The organism is Pseudonocardia sp. TMWB2A (assembly GCF_017312135.1).
The window spans coordinates 1,292,507-1,310,864 of record NZ_QKQY01000002.1 but is presented as its reverse complement, the minus strand read 5'-3'; the positions used below and the strand labels follow the sequence as shown (position 1 = coordinate 1,310,864).

Below are 18,358 nucleotides of genomic sequence, written 5' to 3'. Positions count from 1 at the left end.
GCGTTGTTGCGGTCGGCGCCGTCCGTGGGTTCCGGACAGGGGGTCGTCTCCCGCTCGTGGACCGGGTGACCCCACTCGTCCGTCCGGGTGGGTAATCGGCGCCCGAATCGGGGATCCGGGCGTTGTACTCGAGGGACGACGACGTGTGGGATCGACGGGGGCGAGCGTGAGGCAGGGGACGACGCGACCGCGGAGGCTGGTCGCGGTGGCACTGACCGCGGCGGAGTCCGCCCGTGCGGGGGGCCCGCTCGCGGCGCTCTCCGGTGAGGCGGGGGAGACCGACCTGCTGGTCGTGCGGGACGACCCGGCCCCCACCCGGCGCCCGCTGACACCGGCCGAGGCGCGGGAGCTGCTGGCGGCCGAGGACGACACCGAGGACGTGCCGGTCGAGGCGCTGCCGGTCGAGCGGGTGCGGGTGCACCGGCTCGGGCTGCGCTGGGCGGTGCAGGACGGCGACGAGGCGGACCTCGTCGCGGCGCTCTCGGAGCTGGTCGGGTTCGACCCCGACGACGACACCTGGTGCGTGGCCCCGGCCGCCGCCGGGCCGGTGGACGACCCGGAGATCGAGGTGGTCCGCCGCGCGGTGCGCCGCGTCGCCCGGGTCTACGGCCTGCCGGTGCTGCCCTACCGGCCCGCCGGGCCCCTCGCGGAGGACGTCCCGGAGCCGGAGGCGCTGCCCTCGGCGGTGTGACGCCGGCCGAGCGGTCGGAACAGCCCGGGCAGCAGAACGGCCCGCCCGGATCCCGGGCGGGCCGTGCCGGATCGGTGATCCGTCGTACGTGGTCCGTCAGACGACGGCGGCGAGGCCGGGGCCCTGCTCGGCGACGATGCGCTCGGCGTCGCGACGCTCGATGATGGCGCGGCGCTCGGACTCGCCCAGCCCGCCCCACACGCCGAACGGCTCACGGCTGGCCAGCGCGAAGCGACGGCACTCCTGCAGCACGGGACATCCCCGGCAGACCTGCTTCGCGCGCTCGGTGCGACGCGACCGGGAGGGGTTGCGCTCCCCGTCGGGGTGGAAGAACACGGCGCTGTCCATGCCGCGGCACGCACCCAGTCGCTGCCACTGCCACACGTCGTCCATCGGGCCGGGAAGCCGGGAAACGTCGCTCACGTGCTCACCTCGTCGCTCGGGGCCCGGGAGGACCGGGTTGGCTCCTCACCCCGGTTCCCGAGGGGGTTCGAGATCAAACCTGCGCGATGTCGGGATCGGTGCTAGCGACGGGCCGTGCGAGGTGTCCGGGGCCGGCCGCCCGGTCGGACGGACCGGGCATCGCCCCTGTTCACGACACCGCCACGCACCTCCGCGCCGCGAGCGGCGCCGCGAAGACGGGTGGATCCGGGCACGCCGAGATGTGACTCAGGTCACTTACTCAGGAGTCGAGTGCGGCCTGCACGTCGTCGTGGATGTCGAACAGATGGTGCAGCCCGGCGATGCCGATCGGGCGCAGGACACGCCGCTCGGTGCACGCCAGACGCAGCTCGACCCCGGCCCGGTGGGCCTGCTCCCGCAGCTCGATCAGCGCCGCCAGCCCGGAGGTGCCGAGGAAACGGACCCCGTCGAGGTCCAGCACGACCAGCGAGGCCACGGAGATCTGCTCGGCCACCGCGTGCCGCAGCTCCGGCGCGGTCAGCATGTCCAGCTCACCGGTCACCGCGACGACGACCGTCCCGTCCGCGGGCCGGGAGGTCTCCAGCCGCAGCCCGTCGCAGGTGTCGGTGACATCGGGAGACGTCCCGCCCGAGCCGTCGGTGGTGCCGGCGGCGGGCGGACGGGGGTCGGTCATTGGGTCGACGGTAGGCACCGCGGCACGGCGTCGCCACTCGGAGCCCGCTCAGCGCAGGCGATGTGTCCCGTCGGGCATCCGCACCGTGAGGCCCCTGCGGGCCAGCAGCTCCAGCAGCGGCACGACGACGCGGCGGCTGCTGCCGAGCACCTCCCGGGCGGCGGAGACGGTGAACGCGCCGTCGAGCCCACCGAGCGCGGCGACCGCCCGCTCCGGCGCGTCGGGGCCGAGCACGACCTCCGGGGCCACCCGCAGCAGCTCCCCGGCCCGGTCGAGCACCGCCAGCTCCCGCGGCCCGAGCCCCAGCTCCGCGAGCCGGGCCGCCCCCGGCGCGGCGAACGGGGCTCCGTCGAGGTCGGCGCGCACGCGGGCCGCGGCGTCGCGCAGGGCCGCGGGCGGGCCGGTGTCCGCGGCGGCCCGCACCCGCCCGTCGCGCAGGACGAGACCGGCCCCGCCGACGGCGGACAGCACGGCCTCCACCAGCGCGACGTCCGGCAGCCACGCGGCGCGCCGGGCCGCGGCGAGCGGCAACCCGGGGTCGAGGGGGTCCTCGGCGTCGTGCGCGGCGACGGCGACGGCCAGTGCGGCGGCCGACGACGCGGCGGCGGCCGGGTGCAGCAGCCGGCCCGCCGCGCCGGGGACCCGGGCCGCGAGCGCGGCCACCTCGCCGGCGGGCACGCCCCAGCGCACCAGGTCGTCGGCCCGGACGGTGCCGCGCCGGGCGAGCTCGGCGTCGGCGTCAGGGACGGCCCCGACCCCGGCGAGCTCGTCGGCCCGGCGGCGGGCCGCGCCGCGCCTGCGCAACGGCGGCGGTGCCGGGTCCAGCACCGTCACCCCGGCCACGATCCGCCCGGCACCCGGGTCACGCAGCACCGCCCGGTCCCCGATCCGCAGCGGCAGCGGCCGTGCCGGGGTCAGCCGCACGACCGGCTCGCCGCCCGCCGGTCCGGGACCGAGCGGGCGGACCCGCACCGGCACGGCCGCCGAGCCGACGTGCAGGGTCAGCCCGACCGGCGACGACGGCAGCGGCACCGGCCCGCCGACCCCGTGCAGCCGGACGTCGACCTCCCCGGTCACCGGCCACGACCCCGGGCCGAGCAGCGCGTCGCCGCGGTCGACCCGGTCGCGGGGGACGCCCCGCAGGTTCAGCGCGACCCGCGCGACCGCGGCGGCGGCGTCGACCGGCTCGCCGAGCTCCTGCACCCCGCGCACGGTCACCGGTGCCCGGCCGGCGACGCCGTCGAGCTCCAGGGTGTCGCCGGGGCGCACGGTGCCGCTGCGCAGCGTGCCGGTGACGACCGTCCCGGCCCCGCGGACGGTGAACGCCCGGTCCACCCACAGCCGCACCGGCCCGTCCGGGTCGGGTGCGGGCAGCCGGGCGGTGAGCGCGGCCAGCGCGCCGCGCAGCGCGTCGAGACCGGTGCCGGTGCGGGCGGAGACGGCGACCGAGGGCCAGCTGCCGAGCCCGCGGGCGGCGAGCGCGGCGCGGGCGTCGTCGAGGGCCAGCTCGGGGTCGAGCAGGTCGGAGCGGGTGACCACGAGCAGTCCGTCGGTGACGCCTGCGGCCGCGAGCGCGTCGGCGTGCTCCCCGGACTGGGGCATCCAGCCCTCGTCCGCGGCGACGACGAACAGCGCCGCCGGGACCGGGCCGGCCCCGGCGAGCATCGTGGCGACGAAGCGTTCGTGCCCGGGGACGTCGACGAACGCGACCGTGCCCGCCCCCGGCACCTCGGTCCACGCGAAGCCCAGGTCGATGGTCATCCCGCGGCGGCGTTCCTCGGCGTACCGGTCGGGTTCCATCCCGGTCAGCGCCCGGACCAGCGTGGACTTGCCGTGGTCGACGTGGCCCGCGGTGCAGAGCACGTGCACGGCTCAGTCCTCCGGACGCACGGGCACCGCGCGCACGGCCCCGGCCAGCGTCGCGTCCGCCGACGGCGGCAGCGCCCGCAGGTCGAGCAGGCAGCGCCCGTCGGCGACCCGGCCCAGCACCGGCGGGTCACCGGCGCGCAGCGCGGCCGCGTACCGCTCGGGCAGCGCGACCGCGGCGCTGGGCAGCTCCACCCCGGGTGCGCCGCCCCCGCCGACCCCGGCGACGGTGTCCGCCGCGGTCGCGTCGATCCCGTCGGCGGCCAGGGCCGCGGCGAGCGCGTCGGCCCGCGCCCGCAGCGCGGCCGGGTCGGCGTCGAGGAACTCCCGGACGGGCGTCGGCGGACCGGCCACCGACGCCTCCAGCGCCGCGAGGGTCAGCTTGTCGACGCGCATCGCCCGGGCCAGCGGGAAGCGCCGCACCCGCTCGACCAGGGCGGCGCCGCGGTCCCCGCCGCCGAGGAGCAGACCGGCCTGCGGGCCGCCGAGCAGCTTGTCCCCGGAGGCGGTGACGAGGTCGGCGCCGTCGGCGAGGGTGCCCGCGGCGTCGGGCTCGTCGGGCAGCAGCGGGTGCGGGGTCAGCAGCCCGGACCCGATGTCGACGACGACCGGTGGCCCCAGCCCGGCCAGCTCCCGGACTCCGACGGCCGAGACGAACCCCGTCACCACGAAGTTCGACGGGTGCACCACCAGCAGGAACGCGGTGTCCGGGCCGATCGCGCCGGCGTAGTCGCGCAGGTGGGTGCGGTTGGTGGTGCCGACCGGGCGGAGCCGGGCCCCGGTGGACTCGATCAGCTCGGGGATGCGGAAGCCGTCGCCGATCTCGACGAGCTGGCCCCGGGAGACCACGACCTCGCGGCCGGTGCCGGCGAGGGCGGCGCAGACCAGCGCGAGGGCGGCGGCGCCGTTGTTCGCGACCCAGGCCGCCCCCGCACCCGGGACGGCGTCGCGCAGCGCGGCCAGCGCGTCCGTGCCGCGTGGCCCGCGCCGCCCGGTGGCCAGGTCCAGCTCGACGTCGCAGGTGCCCGCGGCCACCCCCAGCGCGTCGACGGCGGCGGCCGAGAGCGGGGCCCGGCCCAGGTTGGTGTGCAGCAGGACGCCGCTGGCGTTGAGGACCGCCCGGATCCCGGTCGCGGCGGCGGGCAGCGCCGCCCCGGCGACGGCGGCGACCTCCTCGGGCGCGATCCGGCCCGCCCGCGCGTCCTGCTGCGCCGCGACGACGGCGCGCTTGACCCGCGGCCGGCCCAACCGTGCGGCGGCCCCGGCCAGCGCCGGGTCGGCCAGGACGACGTCGGTCCGGGGGACGCGCCGGCGCGGGTCGGGCTCGGCGGGGGTCACCGGCGCACCGTAACCCCCGTCACACCGTGCTGTCCCGTGCTCCGCGCCGTCGCGCTCCGGGGCGGGGTCAGGACGTCCGCTGCCCGCTGCCCTCGGTGGTGGCGGCGGTGCCGGTCGCCGGGGCCGCATCGGCCGGCGGCTCCGGCTCCCGCTGCTCGGGCAGCACCACCGCCGGGAGGTCGACGGCCTCCTCGTCGTGGTCCTCGACCACGGCGGGGTCGGCGACGGGTGCCCCGTCGGCCCCGGGGGCCTCCCCGGTCCGCAGGGCGTGCGCCGGACCGCCCACCGGGCGCCGGACACGCTCGCCCTGGTCGGCGCCGCGCGCGGCGCGGGCGGACGCGTCGAGCCTGCCGAGCTCGGACCCCAGCATCCCGTGCAGCCGGGCGATCTCCTCGCGCACCGACGAGCGCAGCGCGGACACGTGGGCGTGCATCGACGCAGCGGTGTCCGCGACGAGCTCGCTGTCCCGCCGCGCGGCCACCCCGGCCGCACGCAGCCGGTCGACCTCCGCGCGGGCGTCGTCGACGATCCGGGTGGCCTCGTCGCGGGCGGCGTCCACCAGCTGCGCGGCCTCGGTCTCGGCGGTGCGCCGCCGCATCGCGGCCTCGTGCTCGGCCATCCGCAGCACCTTGTCCGCGCGCATGCCGAAGGTCTCGGCGGGCCGGGACCGGGCGTCCTCCAGGGCGGCGGCGAGTGCCTCGGCCCGGCGCTCGGCGGCGTCGCGGGCGTGCTCGGCCGCGGCGAGGCGGCCCACCAGGTCCTCGACGGTGTGCTCGACGCTGCGGGCGCCGTCGCCGCCGCGCGGGGCGCGCTGCGGCAGTCCGGCGGCCGTCGTCGCAGGGAGCACGGCCTCGGGAAAGGGTCCCGTCGGGAGGACCGCGTCCCCGGAGCGGGTCGTCTCGTCGTCGCGTACGTCCTCGGCCGTCACCTCGGCACCGGTATCCGTGACACCGTCGGTCACCTCGTCGTACCCCCCGTGCAGCTGCTCACGGTGCGTCAGTCTCCGTGCCCGTGGCGCAGCCCGACAGCCCCCGTTCGGCGGACGGCGGCAGTCCGGCGGTCGACGGTGTGTGACGCAGGCGATCACGGAGCGACGCTGCCAGGATGGGGACATGTCCGACACCGGTGTCGCCCGTCGTCTCACCGAGTTCAGCCACGGCGCGGGCTGCGGCTGCAAGCTCGGACCGGCCCAGCTGGGGGAGGTCCTGGCGGCGGTCACGCCCCCGTCCCACCCGGACCTGCTGGTCGGCACCGACACCGGCGACGACGCCGCGGTCTGGCGGCTGTCCGCGGACCGTGCGCTGGTCGCGACCACCGACTTCTTCACCCCGGTCGTCGACGACCCGGGGACCTGGGGCGCGATCGCCGCCACCAACGCCGTCTCCGACGTCTACGCCATGGGCGGCACCCCGCTGTTCGCGCTGAACCTGGTCTGCTGGCCGTCCGAGCAGCTCGGGCCGGACGTGCTGGCCGCGGTCCTGGAGGGCGGCGCGGGGGTGGGGCGGCGGTGCGGGTTCGCCGTCGTCGGCGGGCACACGATCGACGACCCGGAGCCGAAGTACGGCCTCGCCGTGGTGGGGGAGGTCCACCCGGACCGGGTCCTGACCAACGCCGGGCTGCGCCCGGGCGACGAGCTGGTGCTGACCAAGCCGCTCGGGATCGGCGTGACCACCACCGCGGTGAAGCGCGGGGTGCCCGCGGACGTCGACGCCGCCGTCGCCGTCATGACCACCCCGAACGCCGACGCCGCCGCGGCCGCCCGCGAGGCGGGCGCCACCGGCTGCACCGACGTCACCGGCTACGGCCTGCTCGGGCACCTCACGAAGATGACCGTCGCCTCGGGGGTGGACGCCCACGTCGACGTCGCCGCGGTGCCGCTGCTCGGCGGGGTGCGGGAGCTGGTCGCCGACGGCGTCGTCCCCGGCGGCACGCTGCGCAACCGCGCCTGGATCGACGACCGGGTCGTCGCGGGCTCCGCGGGCGAGGAGGACCTGCTGGTCCTGTCCGACGCCCAGACCTCCGGCGGGCTGCTGTTCGGCGCCGCCCCCGGCCGCGGCGACGCCGCCGTCGCGTGGCTGCGCGGGCGCGGGCACGACGCGGCCCGGATCGGCAGCGTGACCGAGGGGACCGGGCTGGTCCGGCTCTGAGCCCGATCTAGGGTCGGGGGCGTGCAGCCCGTCGACCGTTCCTGTGCCCGTACCCGCGCCTGGGTCGACGAGGCGATGCGCCGCGTCCAGGCGGACGCGAACCGTTCCGCCGACACCCACCTGCACGTGCTGGAGCTGCCCGCCGAGTGGGGCGTGCAGGTCTACCTCAAGGACGAGTCGGTGCACCCCACCGGCAGCCTCAAGCACCGGCTGGCCCGGTCGCTGTTCCTCTACGCGCTCGCGTCGGGCTGGATCACCGAGGGCACCACGGTCGTCGAGGCCAGCTCCGGGTCGACGGCGGTCTCCGAGGCGTACTTCGCCCGGCTGCTCGGGGTGCCGTTCGTGGCGGTCATGCCGCGCTCGACCAGCCCGGAGAAGATCGCGCTGATCGAGCGGGAGGGCGGGCGCTGCCACTTCGTCGACCACGGCGGCGAGGTCTACGCCGAGGCCGAGCGGCTCGCCGCGGACACCGGCGGGCACTACCTCGACCAGTTCACCTACGCCGAGCGCGCGACCGACTGGCGCGGCAACAACAACATCGCCGAGTCGATCCTGGCCCAGCTGGCCGAGGAGCCGCACCCGGTGCCGGAGTGGATCGTCGTGGGGGCCGGGACCGGGGGCACCTCGGCCACGATCGGCCGCTACCTGCGCTACCGGCGGCTCGCGACCCGGCTGGCCGTCGTCGACCCGGAGGGGTCGGCGTTCCTGCCCGGCTGGACGGCGGGGGACCCGTCGTACGCGACCGGGGCGGCGTCGCGGATCGAGGGGATCGGGCGGCCCCGGATGGAGCCGAGCTTCGTCCCGTCGGTGATCGACCGGATGGTCCCGGTGCCCGACGCGGCCAGCGTCGCCGCCGCCCGGCACCTGCGCGACCGCACCGGCCGGTGGGCGGGCGGGTCGACCGGCACCAACCTGTGGGGCGTCTACCAGGTCGTCGCGGAGATGCTCCGCGCCGGACGCGCGGGCAGCGTCGTGACGCTGCTGTGCGACGGCGGCGAGCGCTACCGCCACAGCTACTACGACGACGCCTGGGTCGCCGCCCAGGGGATGGACCTGGCGCCCTACAGGGAGACGCTCGACCGGTTCGTCGCGACCGGGGTCTGGTCCCCGCCCGCGGACTGAGCCGGGCCGGGGCTCATCCCCCGGCGAGCAGGGCGGCGGTCGCGAGCAGCCGCCGCTCCGACCCGGGCCGGCCCACGAGCTGCACGCAGCCGTGCTCCCCGGGCCGGTGCACCGGCGCGACCAGCGACGGCAGCCCGGCCAGGTTCCACGCCGCCACCCCGGTGGACCCGGCGCCGGACGCCCCGGGCGGGGCGGGCAGCAGACCGGCCTCGGCGCCGGCGTCGTCGAGCCAGGAGACCATCCGCTGCCGCCACGACGCGGGCGTCGCGGGACGCAGCCCGCCCAGGCGCCGGACCCGGCGGCCGCGCCGGACGAGGCTACGGGCGCTGCGCGGCAGCTCGGCGGGGTCGAGGCCGAGGTCCTCCACCCGGCGGGCGAGCCCGGCCTGACGGCGGCGGGCCGAGTGCACGACCAGCACGGCCCGGTACGGCGGGTCGGCCGCGACGAGGCCCAGCCCGGCGTCCTGCAGGATCCGGATCGCCGCGTGCACCGCGGACGCCGAGTCCGGCCCGGCGAGCCGGGTGCGGCCGGTGCGCAGCGACGCGGCCAGCGAGGAGACGGGCGCCGCGGCCGGCCCGGGGCCGGTACCGGCGGGGGTGGTGAGCCGCAGCACCGACGACGGCGCGGGCGGCCCGCCGGTGCCGCGGGAGAGCGCGTCGAGCACCGCGGTGAGGTCCTCCGCGCGCCCGGCGAGCAGGGTCGGCTCGGCCAGCCCGCACCAGCGTCGCTCGGCGGCGTCGGGCAGCGGGAGCACCCGGCGGCCCGGCTTGAGCGCGGCGATCCCGTGCGCGGCGGCGGCGCAGCGCAGGGTGCCGTCGCCGTCGACACCGATCCCGAGCGGGACGACGCCGGAGGCGACCACGGTCGCGGTGGCCCGGCCGCCCGGGGTGGCGTCGAGGCCCACCTCGTGCTCGGCGGTCCGCGCCCGCCCGGCGACGAGTGCGCCCGCGGCCCGCAGCCTGCGCACGATCTCGTCCCCGCGCCCGGCCACGGAGATGCCGTCCTCGACCACCACCGGGACGCCTGCCAGCGGCAGGGCGAACCGGTCGGTGCGCCGGTCGAGCGCCGCGGCGGCCGCGCGCAGCGGTCCGGGATCCACCACCAGCCCGGCGCCCACGGGCACCGTGTCGTCGGGGGTGGCGAGGAGCCGCTCGGCGACGGTGGCTGCGCTCAGCCGTCCCTCGCGTACCGCGGCCGCGAGCTCCGGCACACCGGACGGGCCGTCACCCGAGGTGGGGGACAGCTCGTCCAGGTGCAGGATGCTCATCGCGGTGGGGCTCGTCGTCCCGGTCGTCGGGGGTGGTGGTCGGCGGAGGCGGACGGGAATCGAACCCGCCTGGCCGAGATGCTCGGCCACGTCGGTGTTGAAGACCGCGGGGGCCACCAGGCACCCATACGCCTCCGGGTCGTCAGGCCGTGCGGAGCGCCTCCGGCACGCCGTCGGCCACGTCGAACAGGGACATCAGGTTGGTCGCCTCGAGCGCGCGGGTGACGGCGTGCGAGCCGCAGACCAGCCGCAGCCGGCTGCCGGCGTTCTCCGCCTTCTCCTTGCCCTCGACGAGGGCCGCCAGCCCGGCCGACCCGAGGAACGTGACCCGGGTCAGGTCCACCACCAGCAGGCTCGCGGAGCCGATCCGCTCGGCGAGTCGTTCGCTCAGCACGGGCGCGGTCATCGTGTCGATCTCGCCGTGCACGTGGACGACGACGGCGCCGTCACCGTGCTCGACCACCTCGAAGCGGACGACCTCGCCGACGTCGGGGCCCTGGTCTCCCCCCACCCCGGTGGGCGTCTCACTGCTCATGTGTCGTGCTCCCTCGCGAGTCGTCGCCGTCGGCGCCGTCGACGTGCTCGTGGTCCGTTCCCGGACGCGCCATCGACTTCACCGTGAGTGACAACCGGCCGCCGTTGCTTGACGTACCGCTCGTGCTGCCTCCGCACCAGCCTAGTCAGCGCGGCCACCCACCCTACGACCGCGGTCGTAGGTGGCACAAACGTTCCGCGACGCGGTCGGGCGCGCTGCCCGGGGTGGTCCGGCCCGGCTGGCAGGGTGTGGACCATGAGCGTCGAGCAGTCTCCGCCGTTCGGGGTCCGGATCGGTGTCCGCAGCTACGAGATGGACGTGAACGGGCACGTCAACCATGCCGTCTACCACCAGTACGGCGAGCACGCCCGGATGGAGCACTTCCGCGCCGCCGGGCTGTCCCAGCACGCGCTCGGCGCGCACGGCCTGACGATCGTGCTGCTGTCGACGACGGCGCACTTCCGGGCCGAGCTGCGCGCCGGCGACGAGCTGCGGATCGACTCGGTGATCGCGTTCACGGCGCGCAAGCCGTTCACGATGAGTCACCGGATCGTCCGGGTGGCCGCGGCCGACGGGGCCCGGACGGACGAACTCGCGGCCGAGGTGGAGTGCACCCTCGGGGTCCTCGACACCACGACGCGACGGCTGGTCGCCGACCCGCACGGCAGGCTCGTGGCCGCGTCGTCGGACCCGGCCCTGCTGGGGCCGGGTCCGGACGTCACCACGTCGTAGCGCGGGCCGTGGCGCGGGTCGTGGCGCGGGTCGTCGCCGCGGCCCCGCGGGCGGCTCAGCCGCGCCGGGCGGGGCCGGCGCCGTACGGGCCGCCGGTGCGGGCGGGGACGGGCCGGTACCCGCCGGTGTCCTGCGGCCGCCCGGGTACGGCGGCCGGGTGGCCCCCGGTGCCCTGGGGCCGGGCCGGCGCGACGGCCGGGTACCCGTCGGTGCCGTGCGGCCGGGCGGGCGTGACGGCCGGGTGGCCGCCGGTCGCGAGGATCTTGTGCGGGGCGGTCGTCCCGGCCCGCGCCGGCCCGATCAGCGGCGGCACCGCTCCGCCGGCCCGCCGCACCGCGCGGCGCGATCGGAGGTAGGCCCGCGGGCCGTTCAGCAGGCCCCGGTTGCGCGTCTGGTCGGCGTCGGCGGGCATCGCCACGCCCGCGCCGGCCTCGCGGTCGGAGATGTGGCGCAGCCGGGCGACGGCCGCGGGGAGCCGGCGCAGCGCGACCGAACGGCCCTGCGGCGACAGCGCCACCTTCGCCAGGAAGCTGCCCAGCCCGACGGCGTAGCCCTCCATCTGCTTGCGCAGCGCGGCCTGGTCGGGGCGGTGGTGGTGCCAGAGGTAGGCGCCCGGGGCGTAGCCGAGGACGTTGCCGGCGAGGATCATGCGGACGAGGAACTCGCAGTCCTCGCCGCCGTGGGTGGGGGTGCCCGGGCCCATGGCCTCGTCGAAGCCGCCGACGGCGCGGGCGGCCCCGGCGCGCACGGCGAGGTTGGCGCCGATGCCGAACAGGCCGGGTGCGAACGGGAAGATCGGGGAGTCCGCGGGGGGCTCGGCGAGGGTGAACCGGCGCGGGGTGAAGCCCTTGTTCCAGGCCAGGGCGACGTCGGCGGCGCGCTCCTCGGGGCTGCCCAGGCGGGCGGCCAGTACCGGGCCGGAGACGCAGGCGAGCTCGGGGTCCGCGGCGAACGCGCCGGCGATGCGCGAGGCCCAGGCGGGGTCGACCTCGGTGTCGTCGTCGGTGAAGGCGACGATCTCGGTGCGGGCCTCGGCGAGACCCCGGTTGCGCCCGACCGACGCGCCCCGGCGGGGCTCGCGGACGTAGCGGACCCGCGGGGACCCGGCGGCGGCGACGGCGTCGCGGGTGAGCTCGTCCGGCGGGTCGTTGTCGACGACGACGACCGACAGCGCCGGGTGGTCGGAGGCGAGGACCGCGCGCAGGCAGCGGGCCAGCGAGTCCGGCCGGTTGCGGGTCGCGATCACCACCGTCACCGGGTCGCCCGCGACCGGCGCCGGGGCCACCTGCTCGGGCGACCCCAGGGTGATCAGTGCGGACCGCAGCTCCGCGATCGTGGCGCGACCGCCACGCAGCGGCACGGTCACCTGGCCCTGCGGAGTGCCACCGACGGTGACGAGCAGACGGGCGGCGTGGAAGGCCGGGTCGACCCGCAGATCACGCAGCGGGCCGAGCCGGTCCAGTTCACCGACCCAGGTCGCGGCGTCGTTCGGCGCAGACATCCCTGACATGGGACACAGTGTCGGGTACGCCCGCTGTGCTCACACTGAGAGTGCGCAGTTGCCGGAAAACGGACACTGTGCGTGTGCGCGGTCACGGAGTTCACCGGATGTGGTGCGACGGACGGCGTCGGTGCAGGTCGGAGCCGTGCCGCCCGATCGTGCGCCGTACGGGTGACGACGGCGGCCGCGCGGGGCGGTTGCCCGCAGCCGTCCGGGGGCACGACGAGCGGCATTCGCGATGCGACGACACGCCGGAGTGGTCCGGTTCCGGGCGTGTCGCGCACCACCATCACCCGAACGGGTGGCGAGTCCACTCCGGACGGCGTCCCGACGCCCCGGACCTGCACCGATGGTGACCCCGCGCGCGACAGGGTGCGGACGTCCCGGCGCGGGTAGGTTCGGATCATGAGCGAGTCCCGTCCCACCGCGTCGGTCCTGGTCACCGGGAGCGAGCTGCTCACCGGCCACGTCGCCGACGCCAACGGTCCCTTCGTCGCCCGCTCCCTCGGCGAGCTCGGCTTCGCCGTCTCGCGGGTCCTGCTGGTGGGGGACCGCCCGGAGGACCTGCGCTCGGCGCTGGAGTTCGTCGCCTCCGACGACCTCGTCGTCACCTCGGGCGGGCTCGGGCCGACCGCCGACGACCTGACCGCCGAGGTCGTCGCCGGGTTCGCGGGCGCGGAGATGGAGGTCGACACCGCGCTGCAGGGCCGGATCCACGACCGGGTCGCCGGCTGGGCGAGCCGCGCCGGCTGGGCCGGGCCCGCGCTCGACGCGGCGACGGCCAAGCAGGCCAGGGTGCCGCGCGGCGCGAGCGTCCTCGAGCCGGTCGGGACCGCGCCGGGGCTGGCCGTGACGCGTTCCGGCGGGCCGCTCGTCGTCGTGCTGCCGGGGCCGCCGCGCGAGCTGCAGGGCATGTGGCCCGCCGCGCTGGAGTCGGCGCCCGTGGCGGAGCTGCTGACCCGGGTGCCCCGTGCGGAGGCCACGCTCCTGCGCTTCGCCGGGCTGCCGGAGTCCGAGATCGCCGAGACGCTGCGCGTCCTGGAGACCGAGCTCGACATGTCCGGGGTCGAGGTGACCACCTGCCTGCGACGCTCGGAGCTGGAGGTCGACCTGCACCCGCTGCCCGGCGCCGAGCCCGTGGCCCGCGAGCTGGCCGCCCGCATCGTCGACCGCCACCGCCGCGCACTCATCAGCGACGACGGCAGCACCACCGACGAGCTGCTCGCCGCGGCGCTGGGCGCGAAGGGCTGGACGGTCGCGACCGGCGAGTCCTGCACCGGCGGGCTGCTGGCCGGGCGGCTCGTCGACCGGGCCGGGTCGTCGGCCTACGTCGCCGGGGGTGTGGTCGCGTACTCGAACGAGGCCAAGACCGCGCTGCTCGACGTCCCCGCCGCGCTCATCGAGGCGCACGGGGCCGTGTCGCCGGAGGTCGCGCGGGCACTGGCGGACGGTGCGCGGGCGCGGTTCGGGGCGGACGTCGGCGTCGGTGTCACCGGCGTCGCGGGCCCCGGCGGCGGTACCGAGGCCAAGCCCGTCGGCTACGTCTGCTTCTGCGTGGCCACCGCCGACGGCCAGGTCATCGCGCGCGACCCGCAGCTGCCCGGCGGGCGCGCCGACGTCCGCGAGCGCTCGGTCGACCTGGCGATGCACCTGCTGCTGCGCGCCACCGGCGTCACCGGGCCGGGTGCGCACCGCTGAGGGCACGACGCCCCGCCCGGGTTCCCGGGCGGGGCGCGGTGGCGGTGCGGGGGAGGCTCAGCCCTTCGCGGCGGCGAACCGCTCGGCGGCGTCGGCCCAGTTGACGACGTTCCACCAGGCCGCGACGTAGTCGGGCTTGACGTTCTTGTACTGCAGGTAGAAGGCGTGCTCCCACATGTCGAGCAGGACGATGGGGGTCTGGCCTGCGGGGAGCTGGGACTGCTGGTCGTAGAGCTGGTGGATGAGCAGGCGGTCGCCGAGCTGGTCGTGGCCGAGGATGGCCCAGCCGGAGCCCTGGATGGTGGTGGCGGCGGCGGTGAAGTGGGCCTGGAAGCCGTCGAAGGAGCCGAAGTCGGCGTCGATGGCGGTGGCGAGGTCGCCGGTGGGCTTGTCGCCGCCGTCGGGGGAGAGGTTGTTCCAGAAGGCGGAGTGGTTGACGTGGCCGCCGAGGTTGAAGGCGAGGGTCTTCTCGAGTCCGACGACGGCGCCGAAGTCGTTCTTGTCGCGGGCGTCGGCGAGCTTGTCGAGGGTGGTGTTGAGGCCCTGGACGTAGGTGTTGTGGTGCTTGGAGTGGTGCAGCTCCATGATCTCGGGCGCGATGTGCGGGGCGAGCGCGGAGTAGTCGTAGGGCAGGTCCGGAAGCGTGTACTCGGCCATGGGTCCTCTCCTCGTCGGGGACGCGCGGCGGGACGCCACGCGTGGTCACTTGCCACTATGTAGCAACTGCCGCCCACTCGCGACGGGTGACGCGCACGCATGGACGCAGCGATTCGCCACATGTACTCTTCTGCAAGTCACTTGCAGGAATGCGGGTGACGCGGTGGGGATCGTTCTGGCAGCTCGAATCCACCGTCGACGGCGCCGTGCGTCACGTCCGACCGGACGCGGCCGCGGCGCCGTCGCGTGTCCGGCTCAGCCCAGGAGCTCGGCCAGCTTCTCCACGGTCGCCCGGTTCCGCATCGTCCCGCCCTGGTCACCGGCCCTCGTCCGGGCGGCCAGCCGGGTGGCGAGCTCGCTGCGCCCCAGCCCGTCGGGCAGGTGCAGCCAGACCACCCGCCCGTGGGCGACGGCGTCGCCCCGCCCGCCCTTCGCCCGCTCGGCCGCCAGCGCGGCCGCGATCCGCTCGCGGTCGTCGTCGGACACCGGGCCGGCCCGGAACAGGGCGTGCAGCTGCTTCGGGTCGGTGACCTCCGGGTACGGGTTCGCGGCCACCGCGGCGAGGTAGTCCTCGCGGCCGAACACGACCACCGGGCGCTCGACGCCGAACTCCTCGACCAGCGCCGCGGCGACCGTGGCGACGACCTCGTCGTCGCCCGCGGGGCTGGTCAGGGCGACGTTTCCGGACTGGATGTGGGTGACGACGTCGGCGCAGCCGCGCTCGCCGAGCACCCGGCGCAGGTCGGCCATCGGGACCTTCCCGTGGCCGCCGACGTTGATCCCGCGCAGCAGCGCGACGTGGGTACGCACGCCGGGAATGGTGCCGCGTCTACGCGGCGGCCGGGAGGGTGAAGGCCGAGGCCGCCTCGCGGATGCGGTCACCGGTGGGGCCCACCGGCTCGCGCAACGCCGCGTTGCGCCGCTCCAGGTCCTCGGTCGTACGGGGTGCGACGAGCCCGCCGCCCCCGGTGGCGAGGGCCTGGTTGAGCTCGACGAACCCGCGCAGCCCGTCCTCGTAGGCGGCGAACGCGGAGGCGTGGTCGGGGGCCGCGGCCAGCTCGGCGGCGAGCACGTAGGCCCCGACGAGCGCCATGCTCGACCCCTGCCCGCTCATGAACGACGGCGCGTAACCCGCGTCGCCGACGAGCGCCACCCGGCCCGACGACCAGCGTGGCATCCGGATCTGGCTGACGACGTCGAAGAACAGGTCGTCGGCGGTGCGCATGGACGCGACCATCCGCGGGATCTCCCAGCCGTCCCCGGCGAACGTCTCCGCGACGAGGTCGCGCTGGGCCTGCGGGTCCCGGAAGGCGTCGAACGGCGGGTCGGTGCGGGCGAAGTTCAGGAAGCCGTGCACCTCGGGGGCGTCGCCCGTCGCGTAGAGGATGCCCGCCCGGCCCGGCACGTTCCACAGGACGCCCTCGTGCGAGAGGCCGAGATGGTTCGGCATCGTGAACCCGGCGAAGCAGTACCCGAGGTAGTGGTGGAACTGCTCCTCCGGCCCGAAGGTGAGCGCGCGGGTGGCCGAGTGCAGCCCGTCCGCGCCGACGACCAGGTCGAACCTCCGCTCGGCTCCGCTGTGGAAGGTCACGTCGACGCCGTGGTCGTGATCGGTCAGGCTCGCGATCGAGTCGCCGAAGACGAACTCGACGTCGTCGCGGACCGCGTCGTACAGCGCGCCGGTGAGGTCGCCGCGCCGCAGCTCGACGTCGCGACCGTGCGTCCCGCCGGTCGCGGCCTCCGGGTCGACGGTCGCGATCGGCGTGCCGTCGGGGGCGAGGAAGGTGAGCCGCTGCGAGTCGACGTGCGCCGCCCGCACGCGGGGGAGCAGGCCCATCCGGTCGACCACCTCGACCGCGGTGCCGCGGACGTCGATCGGGTAGCCGCCGCCGCGGACCGCACCGGCCCGCTCGACGACGGTGACGCCGAAGCCCCGGCGGTGCAGCCAGTAGGCGAGCGCGGGCCCCGCGATGCTCGCCCCGGACACGAGGATCGTCCCCTTCATGACGTACCTGCCTAACTTAGGTATCCTTTTCCGACGACGCCGAACATATACCTAACTTAGGTATCTATCAAGGGGGACGTGTGTCCGACGACCCGGTGCTGGCCGCGCTGCTGCCGCGGATCACCCAGCTCAGCGCCGTCCTGAGCCGGGGACGCGTGGTCGAGCGCGCGGTCGCCGCTGCGGGCATCGACGTCGACCGTCCCGCCCTGTCGGTGCTGATCACGCTGCAGACGGCGGGCGGCCCGCTGCGGGTGGGGGAGATCGCCACCCGGATGCAGGTGGTCGGGCCGCACGTCACCCGGCAGGTGAACGAGCTGGAGCGCCGCGGCCTGGTGCACCGCGTCGCGGATCCGGCCGACCAGCGGGCCCGGCTCGTCGAGCTGGCCCCCGGGGGCGCCGACGCGGTCGGGCGCTACCTGCGCGAGGTGCTCGGGTGGTTCTCCGGCGCGATGGCGGGCTGGTCGGAGCAGGACCGCACCGACCTCGCCCGGCTGCTCGGGCGGATGGTGGACGACCTCACCGCGCAGGTCGACGACGAGCCGACCTGACGCCGACGACGGTCACGACGGTCGGTCGGCGGCGGCGAGCACGGCGTCGGCGAGCTCCGCCGGGGTGAGCCGGTCCGAGCGCAGGACGAGGGTCCCCGCCGGCTGCCGGCCCGCGGCCGCCGGGTCCAGCCGGCTCAGGGCCCAGTCGAGCGCCGACCCGTCCGGGCGATGGTCACCGGGTGGCGGCGTACGGGCGCGGAGCCGGTCCCGCAGCACCTCGGGGGCGGCGTCCAGGAAGACGTGCAGGACGTCCTCGCCCGCGTCGGCCAGGCCGTCGAGGATCTCCGCCCGGTAGGTGTCGCGGACCAGGGACATCGGCACGACCAGCGTCCGTGCGTGGTGCCTGCGCAGCGACAGGGCCGTCGCGACGACCAGCTCCCGCCAGCTCGGCAGGTCCTGGAAGTCCTCGCCCGGCGGCAGCCACTTCCACAGCATCAGGCCGACGTCCTCGGGGTCGTACACGACGGCGTCGGGGAGGCGCCGGTGCAGCTCCCGGGCCAGCGTGGTCTTCCCCGCGGCGAACCCGCCGTTGAGCCAGATGATCACCGGGCGACCGTACCCCGGGGCCCCGGCCGGATCTGCGCGGTCGGGTGCCCCCGGAACGCGGACGGCGCCGGCCGGGGGGATCGCTCCCCGCCGACCGGCGCCGTCGTGCGCCTGGATCAGGCAGCCTGCTTGGTCTCCCAGAAGATCTTGTCGATCTGGGCGATGTAGTCGAGCAGCTCCTGGCCGGTGGCCGGGTCGTTCGAGCCCTTGGTGCCCGACGCGCCGGCGGCCTTGGTGGCCTTGTTGAACAGCTCGTGCAGCTCCGGGTACTTCTCGAAGTGCGGCGGCTTGAAGTAGTCGGTCCAGAGCACCCACAGGTGGTGCTTGACCAGGTCGGAGCGCTGCTCCTTGATCTCGATGGCGCGGGCCCGGAAGTCCACGTCCTCGTTGCCCTGGTACTTCTCCTGGATCGCCTTGACCGACTCGGCCTCGATCCGGGCCTGGGCCGGGTCGTACACGCCGCAGGGGAGGTCGCAGTGCGCGGTGGCCTCCAGTCGCGGACGGAGAATGCGGGACAGCCGCATGAGTGTCCTCCCTGGTGGGGTGATCGTTCTGGCACCGGCGACCCTACCCTCGCGGCGGTGGTCGGGCAGGACGACCGCGTCACGA

19 protein-coding genes and 1 tRNA gene are annotated in these 18,358 nt (G+C 76.5%); 6 read left to right on the top strand and 14 right to left on the bottom strand.

Going from position 1 to position 18,358, the window contains the following annotated elements; translation table 11 throughout:
* The first annotated feature begins 205 nt into the window (after nt 1-205).
* Complete coding sequence (locus DMP17_RS20525) at nt 206-691, top strand: hypothetical protein (protein ID WP_226355520.1); 486 nt, start codon at nt 206-208, stop codon at nt 689-691.
* A 96-nt stretch (nt 692-787) separates the two neighbouring features.
* On the opposite strand, the gene DMP17_RS20520 is transcribed toward DMP17_RS20525, so the two are convergent.
* The 5 genes from DMP17_RS20520 to DMP17_RS20500 all read right to left on the bottom strand — a co-directional run bounded on the left by DMP17_RS20520 (nt 788) and on the right by DMP17_RS20500 (nt 5,952).
* Nucleotides 788-1,114 (bottom strand): WhiB family transcriptional regulator, encoded by a 327-nt coding sequence (locus tag DMP17_RS20520; RefSeq protein ID WP_060710891.1) that lies wholly within the window; start codon nt 1,112-1,114, stop codon nt 788-790.
* Between the two features lie 259 nt (nt 1,115-1,373).
* Nucleotides 1,374-1,787 carry an STAS domain-containing protein gene (locus DMP17_RS20515; RefSeq protein ID WP_337830339.1) on the bottom strand — a complete coding sequence of 138 codons (414 nt, stop codon included), beginning with the start codon at nt 1,785-1,787 and terminating at the stop codon, nt 1,374-1,376.
* 48 nt (nt 1,788-1,835) lie between these two features.
* Entirely contained in the window at nt 1,836-3,656 is a 1,821-nt protein-coding gene (locus tag DMP17_RS20510) for a SelB domain-containing protein (RefSeq protein WP_337830338.1), read from the bottom strand.
* A gap of 3 nt (nt 3,657-3,659) precedes the next feature.
* The gene (gene selA, locus DMP17_RS20505) at nt 3,660-4,991 is read right to left on the bottom strand and encodes an L-seryl-tRNA(Sec) selenium transferase (protein ID WP_226355522.1); all 1,332 of its coding nucleotides are present in this window, start codon (nt 4,989-4,991) and stop codon (nt 3,660-3,662) included.
* 67 nt (nt 4,992-5,058) lie between these two features.
* Nucleotides 5,059-5,952 (bottom strand): hypothetical protein, encoded by an 894-nt coding sequence (locus DMP17_RS20500; protein ID WP_337830337.1) that lies wholly within the window; start codon nt 5,950-5,952, stop codon nt 5,059-5,061.
* Between the two features lie 151 nt (nt 5,953-6,103).
* On the opposite strand from DMP17_RS20500, the gene selD reads away from it, so the two are divergent.
* Nucleotides 6,104-7,138: a selenide, water dikinase SelD gene (gene selD / locus DMP17_RS20495; RefSeq protein ID WP_337830336.1), complete on the top strand. Its 1,035-nt coding sequence runs from the start codon at nt 6,104-6,106 to the stop codon at nt 7,136-7,138.
* Between the two features lie 75 nt (nt 7,139-7,213).
* On the top strand, nt 7,214-8,260 hold the full coding sequence (locus tag DMP17_RS20490) for a PLP-dependent cysteine synthase family protein (RefSeq protein WP_226356662.1): 1,047 nt from the start codon (nt 7,214-7,216) through the stop codon (nt 8,258-8,260).
* A 13-nt stretch (nt 8,261-8,273) separates the two neighbouring features.
* Here DMP17_RS20490 and DMP17_RS20485 read toward each other — a convergent pair whose 3' ends face one another.
* The 3 genes from DMP17_RS20485 to DMP17_RS20475 all read right to left on the bottom strand — a co-directional run bounded on the left by DMP17_RS20485 (nt 8,274) and on the right by DMP17_RS20475 (nt 10,062).
* Entirely contained in the window at nt 8,274-9,527 is a 1,254-nt protein-coding gene (locus tag DMP17_RS20485; protein WP_337830335.1) for a hypothetical protein, read from the bottom strand.
* 43 nt (nt 9,528-9,570) lie between these two features.
* A tRNA-Sec gene (locus DMP17_RS20480) sits at nt 9,571-9,663 on the bottom strand.
* A 6-nt stretch (nt 9,664-9,669) separates the two neighbouring features.
* Nucleotides 9,670-10,062 (bottom strand): STAS domain-containing protein, encoded by a 393-nt coding sequence (locus DMP17_RS20475; RefSeq protein WP_226355526.1) that lies wholly within the window; start codon nt 10,060-10,062, stop codon nt 9,670-9,672.
* Between the two features lie 255 nt (nt 10,063-10,317).
* Here DMP17_RS20475 and DMP17_RS20470 point away from each other — a divergent pair, with 255 nt between their 5' ends.
* Nucleotides 10,318-10,794: an acyl-CoA thioesterase gene (locus tag DMP17_RS20470; protein WP_337830334.1), complete on the top strand. Its 477-nt coding sequence runs from the start codon at nt 10,318-10,320 to the stop codon at nt 10,792-10,794.
* A gap of 55 nt (nt 10,795-10,849) precedes the next feature.
* Here DMP17_RS20470 and DMP17_RS20465 read toward each other — a convergent pair whose 3' ends face one another.
* The gene (locus DMP17_RS20465) at nt 10,850-12,295 is read right to left on the bottom strand and encodes a glycosyltransferase family 2 protein (RefSeq protein ID WP_337830333.1); all 1,446 of its coding nucleotides are present in this window, start codon (nt 12,293-12,295) and stop codon (nt 10,850-10,852) included.
* A gap of 405 nt (nt 12,296-12,700) precedes the next feature.
* Here DMP17_RS20465 and DMP17_RS20460 point away from each other — a divergent pair, with 405 nt between their 5' ends.
* Nucleotides 12,701-13,993 (top strand): competence/damage-inducible protein A, encoded by a 1,293-nt coding sequence (locus tag DMP17_RS20460; protein ID WP_337830332.1) that lies wholly within the window; start codon nt 12,701-12,703, stop codon nt 13,991-13,993.
* A gap of 57 nt (nt 13,994-14,050) precedes the next feature.
* Here DMP17_RS20460 and DMP17_RS20455 read toward each other — a convergent pair whose 3' ends face one another.
* The 3 genes from DMP17_RS20455 to DMP17_RS20445 all read right to left on the bottom strand — a co-directional run bounded on the left by DMP17_RS20455 (nt 14,051) and on the right by DMP17_RS20445 (nt 16,655).
* Entirely contained in the window at nt 14,051-14,650 is a 600-nt protein-coding gene (locus tag DMP17_RS20455; protein ID WP_337830331.1) for a superoxide dismutase, read from the bottom strand.
* A 255-nt stretch (nt 14,651-14,905) separates the two neighbouring features.
* Entirely contained in the window at nt 14,906-15,460 is a 555-nt protein-coding gene (locus DMP17_RS20450; protein ID WP_337830330.1) for a DUF1697 domain-containing protein, read from the bottom strand.
* Nucleotides 15,461-15,479: 19 nt separating this feature from the next.
* Nucleotides 15,480-16,655, bottom strand: a complete 1,176-nt coding sequence (locus DMP17_RS20445; protein WP_337830329.1) for an FAD-dependent monooxygenase — start codon at nt 16,653-16,655, stop codon at nt 15,480-15,482.
* A gap of 80 nt (nt 16,656-16,735) precedes the next feature.
* Here DMP17_RS20445 and DMP17_RS20440 point away from each other — a divergent pair, with 80 nt between their 5' ends.
* Nucleotides 16,736-17,203: a MarR family winged helix-turn-helix transcriptional regulator gene (locus tag DMP17_RS20440; protein ID WP_337830328.1), complete on the top strand. Its 468-nt coding sequence runs from the start codon at nt 16,736-16,738 to the stop codon at nt 17,201-17,203.
* Nucleotides 17,204-17,215: 12 nt separating this feature from the next.
* Here the strand turns inward: DMP17_RS20440 and DMP17_RS20435 are convergent, their stop codons facing one another.
* On the bottom strand, nt 17,216-17,749 hold the full coding sequence (locus DMP17_RS20435) for an AAA family ATPase (protein ID WP_226366834.1): 534 nt from the start codon (nt 17,747-17,749) through the stop codon (nt 17,216-17,218).
* Between the two features lie 116 nt (nt 17,750-17,865).
* Entirely contained in the window at nt 17,866-18,273 is a 408-nt protein-coding gene (gene sodN, locus DMP17_RS20430) for a superoxide dismutase, Ni (protein WP_062400785.1), read from the bottom strand.
* Between the last annotated feature and the right edge of the window lie 85 nt (nt 18,274-18,358).